Origin of the sequence: Stenotrophomonas sp. 278 (genome assembly GCF_003935715.1) — a bacterium.
GTDB classification, from domain to species: Bacteria; Pseudomonadota; Gammaproteobacteria; order Xanthomonadales; family Xanthomonadaceae; genus Stenotrophomonas; species Stenotrophomonas maltophilia_AH.
In genome coordinates this window covers 1-7156 of sequence record NZ_RHPP01000177.1, presented here as the reverse complement: position 1 = coordinate 7156, position 7156 = coordinate 1, and the positions used below count along the sequence as shown (strand labels likewise).

The following is a 7156-nucleotide window of genomic DNA, read 5'->3' as shown; positions in this document are numbered from 1 at the left end:
GCTTCGCACCGCTGGCGGCGCGTGATCGCGCACGCCCGGCGGCGTTGGCGCTGGCGGTCACCGTGTTCCCGTTGAACACGCACCTGGCGTTCTACTCGACCTTCTGGGGTGGCCTCACCCTGCTGCTCGCCGCGCTGTATGCCGGCAGCCTGCTGGCCCGCGACGAGGCAGACTGAAGGTCGTTCGCCCGTTGGCGTTCGTATGCCCGCCCTGCGTGGCTCGCGCGGCGATGCCAGAATCCCGTAGAGCCACGCCCTGCGTGGCTGCGCTTTCGCTCGATACCGCGAAGCCACGCAAGGCGTGGCTCTACGTCTGACATCATGACGCGTTGTTTGGCGATACCGTGCTTGCCGTCCGCTTGCCACGCTGGTGGCATGTCCAGCCCCCGCCTACGTCGCTACCGCCAATCCCAGGTGGGCCGCATCTACGTGCTCACCACTGTGGTGCACGGCAGACGCCGGTTGTTCGAACATGCTCGCAACGCCGAGATCGTCATCGACGCACTTCGGCACGTTGAACGCACCGGCCGCAGCTACACGCTGGCCTGGGTGATCATGCCGGATCATGTGCATTGGTTGATGGAACTTCGGCAAGGCACGCTCGCCAGCTGCATGAATGTCTTCAAGTCCATCAGCAGCCGTAAGCTGCAGACAGGGCAGGTGTGGCAGAAGGGGTATCACGACCATGCCATTCGCCGTGATGAGTCTGTTGAACATGCGGCCCGCTAAATCATCGGCAACCCACTGCGCGCTGGACTCTCCGAGCGGGTCGGCGAGTACCCCTACGCGTGGTGCCGTTGGGATATCACCTGATGTAGAGCCACGCCCTGCGTGGCTTCGCAGTGTCAGACATGGTCGAAGCCACGCAGGGCGTGGCTCTACGTGACGGGTGGGATGGTCGACGTCGTTGCAGAAGGGTTCACGCCACCGGCGGCGGAAGCTGCGGCGTCACCAGATCAACGGTGCGCTGCAACGCGCCGCGGCCGGTGCTTACCAGGGTGCAGCCGGCGCGTGCCATGTCTTCGCGCGCCTGCGGATCGCGCAGCAGCGTCAGCAGGGCGACGTACACGCCTTCCACGTCGTCGGCGATCAACACCGCGCCGGCCTCGCGCATGCGCCGTGAGATCTCCGAGAAGTTATGCAGGTGCGGGCCGGTCACCGACGCGGTGCCCATCGCGGCCGGCTCCAGCAGGTTGTGCCCACCGATCGGCTGCAGGCTGCCACCGACGAAAGCGACCTGGGCGCAGCTGTAGAACGACATCAGCTCGCCCAGGGTGTCGATGACGAAGACGTCGGTGTCGGCCAGCGGCCATTGTTCCTGGCGGCGGGTGGCGACCTTCCAGCCCTGCTCGCGGGCCAGCGCTTCCACGCGCGGGAAGCGCTCAGGATGACGTGGGGCCCACAGCAGCAGCAGATCGGGAATCTCCGCGCGCAGCCGGCGGTGCAGGTCCAGCGTGGCCTGCTCTTCGCCTTCATGGGTGCTGGCGGCAATCCATACCGGTCGCGTCGGCGGTACGGCGGTGTGGAAGTTCGCCATGAATTCGCGCACGTTCGGGGTGGCGATCTCGAACTTCAGGTTGCCCAGTGCACGCACCTGCTCGGGTTCGGCACCCAGCTGGATGAAACGTTCGGCATCCTCCTGCGACTGCGCGGCCACGCAGGTCACCGTACGCAGCGCACGTGCGATCAGCGGAGCCAGCAGCCGGTAGCCGCGCAGCGAACGCGCCGACAGCCGGGCATTGAGGATGTACACCGGAATGCCGCGGTCACGGCAGCCGAACAGCAGATTCGGCCACAGCTCGGTTTCCAGAATCAGCGCCAGACTGGGTTTGAAATGCCCCAGGAAGCGGCCGACGCTGCCGGGCACGTCGTAAGGCAGGTACACGTGGTCCACCGCATCGCCCCACAGCGAGCGCACCCGCTCCGAGCCGGTGGGGGTGATGGTGGTGATGACCCAGCGGATATCCGGACGCTGCGCGCGCAATGCGTTGACCAGGGGGGCGGCGGCGTTGACTTCGCCGACAGACACCGCATGCAGCCACACCCGCGGGTGCACGCTGGACTGCGGGTAGGAGGCGTAGCGCTCGTCCCAGCGCTGGAAGTACTGACGCACCCGGAAGCCCCGCCACACCAGGTGGTACACGGTGATGGGCAGCAGTATGTACAGCACGGCCGAATACAGGCCGCGCAGGATCCACTCAACAGGGCGATTACGCATGGGCAGAGGATACGGGAGCCGGCCCGGGAAAGACATGCGCCGCAGGGGGCGGACGCATCCTTTAGAATCAGGGCATGTCAGATAACGCCTCCACTGCGACCCGCCCGTCGCTGCGCAATCCCCGGCACTGGCCGATGTTCGCCTTCATGCTGGGGGCCTTCGCGGTCGCGCGGCTGCCCTGGGGCCTGCAGCGGGCGCTGGGCCGGGGCGTCGGCACGGTGGCATACCGGCTGGCCAGCAGCCGGCGCAAGGCCGCCGAAGTGAACCTCAAGCTGTGCTTCCCTGAACAGGACGAGGCCTGGCGGCAGCGACTGCTGCGCGACAGCTTCGACGCGCTGGGGGTGGGCATCTTCGAGTTCGCCCGTGCCTGGTGGGGCAGCATCGACAGCATCCGCCCCAAGGTCCAGATCGAGGGCCTGGAACATCTGCACCGCATGCAGGCCGAAGGCCGCGGTGTGTTGCTGGTCTCGGGCCACTTCATGACGCTGGAAATGTGCGGTCGGCTGCTGTGCGACCACGTCGAGTTGTCCGGCATGTACCGCAAGCACCGTAATCCGGTTTACGAATGGGCGGTGAAGTTCGGCAGGCTGCGTTATGCCAAGGCGATGTATGCCAATGAGGATATTCGTGCCACGGTGCGGCATCTGAAGAAGGGCGGTTTCCTCTGGTATGCGCCCGACCAGGACATGCGTGGCAAGGACACCGTGTTCGTGCCGTTCTTCGGGCACACCGCGTCCACCATCACCGCTACGCATCAGCTGGCACGCATGACCGGCTGCGCGGTGATTCCGTATTTCCACCGCCGCGAAGGCGGGAAGTATTTCCTGAAGATCGGCGCGCCGCTGGAGAACTTCCCCAGCGAAGACGTAGAAGCCGATACCGCGCGGGTCAACCAGGCCATCGAGGCGATGGTGCGCGAGGCACCGGACCAGTATCTGTGGATCCACCGGCGCTTCAAGCGGCAGCCGGGTGGACGTAGCAGCTTCTACAAATGACGCGCAGCCACGCAGGGCGTGGCTCTACGGCTCATTCGACGTAGAGCCACGCCCTGCGTGGCTGCGCAGTAGCCGAACGCCACAGACAAAAAAGCCACCCCTGCGGGTGGCTTTTTCGTTCCAGCCATACATCGCGATCAGTTGTTGACCGTGGTGCTCGGCGTGGCGGCCTGCTGGGTCAGCAGACGGTTGATGTCCTGCAGTTCGGCGATGTCGAGCACGCCCACCGCCTGGCCCAACTGCAGGCGACGCTGCAGGAAGTTGTAACGGGCCTGGGCGTATTCCAGCTGCGCCGAGAACAGGATGCGCTGGTTCTGGATCACGTCCAGCACGGTGCGGGTACCCACTTCCAGGCCGACCTGCGAGGCATCGTAGGCGCTCTGCGCCGAGACCACGGCCAGGCGACGTGCTTCCACCTCGCTGATGCCGGCCACCAGCGACTGGTAGGCATTGCGGGTGTTGCGGTCCAGGGCGCGCTTCTGCTGCTCGTAACCGTCCTGGGCGATGTCGCGCTGGGCCAGGGCCTGGCGCACGCCGGACTGGGTTGCGCCGCCGGAGAAGATCGGCACGCTCAGGGTCAGGGCGACACTGTTGGTGCGCTGGTCCGGAGTGTAGTTGCTGCTGGAGCCAATCGGGTCACCCCAGGTGGCCGAACGGCCGACGCTGGCACCGAGATTGAGCGTGGGATAGTGCGCGCCACGTGCAGCCGACACCGACGCTTCCGCTGCGTTAACCTGCAGTTCCGAAGCCTTCAATGCCGGATTCTGAGCGACGGCCTGGGTCACCAGCGCATCCACGGTAGCGTACTGGGCCGGCAGCTCCGGACGGAAGTCTTCCGGCAGCGCCTTGAGGTCGGTCACCGGCTGGCCGGTCAGTTCGGTCAGGGCCTGGTAGGCATCGGCCAGCGTGTTCTGCGCGATGATCGTGTTGGCACGCGCCTGGTCGTACTGCGCGCGCGCTTCGTGCACGTCGGTGATCGGGGCCAGGCCCACTTCCAGGCGCTTGTCGGCAAAGTCGAACTGCTTCTTGGCAGCGGCTTCGTTGGTCTGTGCGGCCGACAGCGATTCGATGCCCACCAGCACATTGAAGTAGGCGGCCGAGGTGCGCACGATCAGGTCGTCGTTGGCCGAGTCCAGGGTGAAGTCAGCCGCCTTGCTCAGCTCGCGCTGCGACTTCAGGTTGGCGAACTGCGTCCAGTTGAACAGCGTCTGCGAGCCCTCCACCGTGTAGTTGCGGTTCTTGGTGGTGAACGAGGTGGTGTCCACGTCATGGTTCGGCGTGGTGCGGTTGCGACCCAGCGTGGCCTGGCCGTTGAGCTGCGGCAGCAGCGCGGCGCGGGCCTGGACGGCACCTTCCTTGTCGAACAGGCGGGTGGACTCTGCCGCGGCCAGCTGCGGATCGCCGTTGCGCGCCATTTCATAGACCTGCAGCAGGTCGGCGGCAGAGGCGGTCATCGGCAGCAGTGCGGCGGCCAGCGCAAGTGCGAGGGATCGGCGGATCATTGCGGCTTCCTTGGACTCAGAGTTGGAACTGGGGTGCCGGGGCGGCACCGCGGAGGTAGGCGATATCGGTTTCAAACAGCGATTCGGTGCTGCCGTCGGCCTTCACCAGCACCGCTTCCATCACCGGCGAGGTGCCACGGATCAGGAACAGGCGACCACCCGGACGCAGCAGCGAGACGAAATGTGACGGAATGGTCTCGACCGCAGCGGTCACGCAGATGACATCGAAGCGGCGCTCGCTGCTCCAGTTCAGGGCGTCGGCGGTTTCGATGCGCACGTTGGTGCCCAGGCCGGCGGCGTCCAGGCTGGCGCGCGCGCTGCTGGCCAGCTCCGGCTGGATTTCCAGGCTCAGCACTTCGCGGGCCAGCGCGCCGATGCAGGCGCTGAGGTAGCCGCTGCCGGTGCCGATTTCCAGTACTTCGTCGCCCGGCTGCAGATCCAGCGCCTGCAGGGTGCGGCCTTCAATGACCGGCTTCATCATTTTCTGGCCAAAACCGAGCGGCAGTTCCACGTCGGTATAGGCCAGTTTCTTGTGCGTTTCAGCGACGAACGCCTCCCGCGGCAGCGTTGCCAGGACATCCAGCACACGGATGTCCAGCACGTCCCAGGGACGGATCTGCTGTTCAACCATCAGTTCGCGGGCGTGGGCGTAATCGATCGTCATGAGGTTCTAATCCAGCGCAGTGGGCCGGCCATTTTACCGGTGCCGGGAGCGGGCGGCGCGATCAAAGCATCGCTGCCGACATGTGGGAGACGCAGTGCCGGAAGTCACCGCGACCTCCGGTCCATTCAGGTTGGGCAAACAGGACTAGCGGCGGGTAGCGTACGCCCTCAGGAAGAAGTCGACGCTGGCGTGCACATGGGCGTCGGCATCGCATTCGGCCGGGGCCGGGCGCATGCCGCACATCATATGCGTATGCAGCTCGCCCTTGATCAGGGTGAAGAACTGCAGGGCCGCGGTCTGGAAGTCGGAAATCTCCAGCTCGCCGCGGGCAGTGCGGGCGCGCAGGAATTCTGCCAGGGCAGCGCTGGTGCGCTGCGGGCCGGCGACCCAGAACATCTCGCGGATGCGGTCGTCGGTATCCGGGGCCATCATCACCCGCTGCACCGCCACCGCCGCCGGTGAGGTGATCATCGCGAAAAAGGCCTGGCCAATCCCTGTCAGCTGTTCACGCAGTGGCCCCTCGGCGTCCGTTACAAACAGCGCATCGGGCAGCATTTCCATGCAGGTGGACTGCACAGCTTCGGTGAACAAGGTCTCTTTGTCGCCGAAATGGCTGTAAACGGTCAGCTTGGACACGCCTGCCTGAGCGGCGATGCTGTCCATGCTCACGCCCGTATAGCCCTGTTCGACGAACAGCGCCTTGGCGGCGTCAAGGATCGCGGCCCGCTTGCCCAGGTCTTTCGGACGTCCGGGTCCGGCGGCCTTGGCAGAGGGCTTGGGCGGCGCAGAAGAAGAGGTCGGATCGGTCATTGATTGAATACTAGACCAATCGGTTCGATATTTATACTATACCGGTCGGTTCAATAATTTCGATGCCGATATAGAGTGTCTCGTCGGTGTCGCTTTCTCCCGGCTTCTTCAAGGTCCAGGACCTCATGAACAACTTGCGATGGATGGGCGGTGGCCTGCTGGCATTGATGCTGGCAGCGTGTGGCAAGCAGGAGGCCGAGCCGGCAGCACCGTTACCGGTGCTGGTGGTGCAGCCCGGCACGGTGGCTGGGCAGGAGCTGGCGGCTTATCCCGGTGAAGTGCATGCCCGTGAGGAGAGCCTCCTGTCGTTCCAGGTCGGCGGTCACCTCATCCGCCGACATGTCGATGCGGGCCAGCGCGTGCGCAAGGGCGACGTGCTGGCCGAGTTGGACGTCTCCGACTACGCCGCCCAGGCCAGCGCCAGCCAGGCCCAGCTGGCCGCCGCCGAAGCCGACCTGGTGCGCGCCCGCGATGACCAGAAGCGCTACGCCAAACTCGCCGAGCAGCAGCTGGTCAGCCAGTCCGCGCTGGACGCGCAGACCGCTGCCTTCAAGGCTGCGCAGGGCCAGGCCAATGCGGCCCGCGCCAATCTTGCCGTTTCCCGCAACCAGGCCGCATATGCGCAGCTGCGCGCCCCCACTGACGGGGTGATCGCCAGCCGCGAGGCCGAAGCAGGGCAGGTGGTCAGCGCCGGACAGACCATCTTCACCCTGGCCGCCGACGGCGGCCGCGAGGTGCTGATCGCGCTCCCTGAAAGCCACATCCGCGACTACAAGGTCGGCCAGCAGGTGCAGGTGGAACTGTGGAATACGCCGGGCCAGCTGCTGCCGGGCTCGATCCGCGAAATTGCGCCGGCGGCCGATGCGCAGACCCGCACCTATGCCGCGCGCGTCAGCCTGGCCGAGGAAGCGCTGAAGGACGTCGAGCTGGGCCAGAGCGCACGCGTGTTCGCCGGCGCAGGCCGCAGC

Annotated in this window: 7 protein-coding genes and 1 pseudogene; 4 read left to right on the top strand and 4 right to left on the bottom strand. The window is 65.9% G+C overall.

Annotation, left to right across the window (positions count from 1 at the left end):
• Together EGJ34_RS22795 and EGJ34_RS19510 are read left to right on the top strand one after the other, a co-directional pair.
• A pseudogene (locus tag EGJ34_RS22795) lies at positions 1-176 on the top strand (O-antigen ligase family protein); the annotation flags it as partial.
• 237 nt (positions 177-413) lie between these two features.
• Entirely contained in the window at positions 414-728 is a 315-nt protein-coding gene (locus EGJ34_RS19510) for a transposase (RefSeq protein ID WP_312023044.1), read from the top strand.
• Positions 729-918: 190 nt separating this feature from the next.
• On the opposite strand, the gene waaA is transcribed toward EGJ34_RS19510, so the two are convergent.
• Positions 919-2217 (bottom strand): lipid IV(A) 3-deoxy-D-manno-octulosonic acid transferase, encoded by a 1299-nt coding sequence (gene waaA, locus EGJ34_RS19505; RefSeq protein WP_125362110.1) that lies wholly within the window; start codon positions 2215-2217, stop codon positions 919-921.
• Between the two features lie 74 nt (positions 2218-2291).
• Here waaA and EGJ34_RS19500 point away from each other — a divergent pair, with 74 nt between their 5' ends.
• Entirely contained in the window at positions 2292-3212 is a 921-nt protein-coding gene (locus EGJ34_RS19500) for an LpxL/LpxP family Kdo(2)-lipid IV(A) lauroyl/palmitoleoyl acyltransferase (protein WP_125362109.1), read from the top strand.
• A 137-nt stretch (positions 3213-3349) separates the two neighbouring features.
• Here the strand turns inward: EGJ34_RS19500 and EGJ34_RS19495 are convergent, their stop codons facing one another.
• The 3 genes from EGJ34_RS19495 to EGJ34_RS19485 all read right to left on the bottom strand — a co-directional run bounded on the left by EGJ34_RS19495 (position 3350) and on the right by EGJ34_RS19485 (position 6188).
• Positions 3350-4714 (bottom strand): TolC family outer membrane protein, encoded by a 1365-nt coding sequence (locus EGJ34_RS19495; protein WP_125362108.1) that lies wholly within the window; start codon positions 4712-4714, stop codon positions 3350-3352.
• 16 nt (positions 4715-4730) lie between these two features.
• Positions 4731-5378, bottom strand: a complete 648-nt coding sequence (locus EGJ34_RS19490; RefSeq protein WP_125362107.1) for a protein-L-isoaspartate O-methyltransferase — start codon at positions 5376-5378, stop codon at positions 4731-4733.
• A gap of 144 nt (positions 5379-5522) precedes the next feature.
• Positions 5523-6188 carry a TetR/AcrR family transcriptional regulator gene (locus EGJ34_RS19485; protein WP_125362106.1) on the bottom strand — a complete coding sequence of 222 codons (666 nt, stop codon included), beginning with the start codon at positions 6186-6188 and terminating at the stop codon, positions 5523-5525.
• Positions 6189-6313: 125 nt separating this feature from the next.
• Here EGJ34_RS19485 and EGJ34_RS19480 point away from each other — a divergent pair.
• Positions 6314-7156 (top strand): efflux RND transporter periplasmic adaptor subunit (locus EGJ34_RS19480; RefSeq protein ID WP_125362105.1); only part of this gene is annotated, 843 nt, incomplete at its 3' end.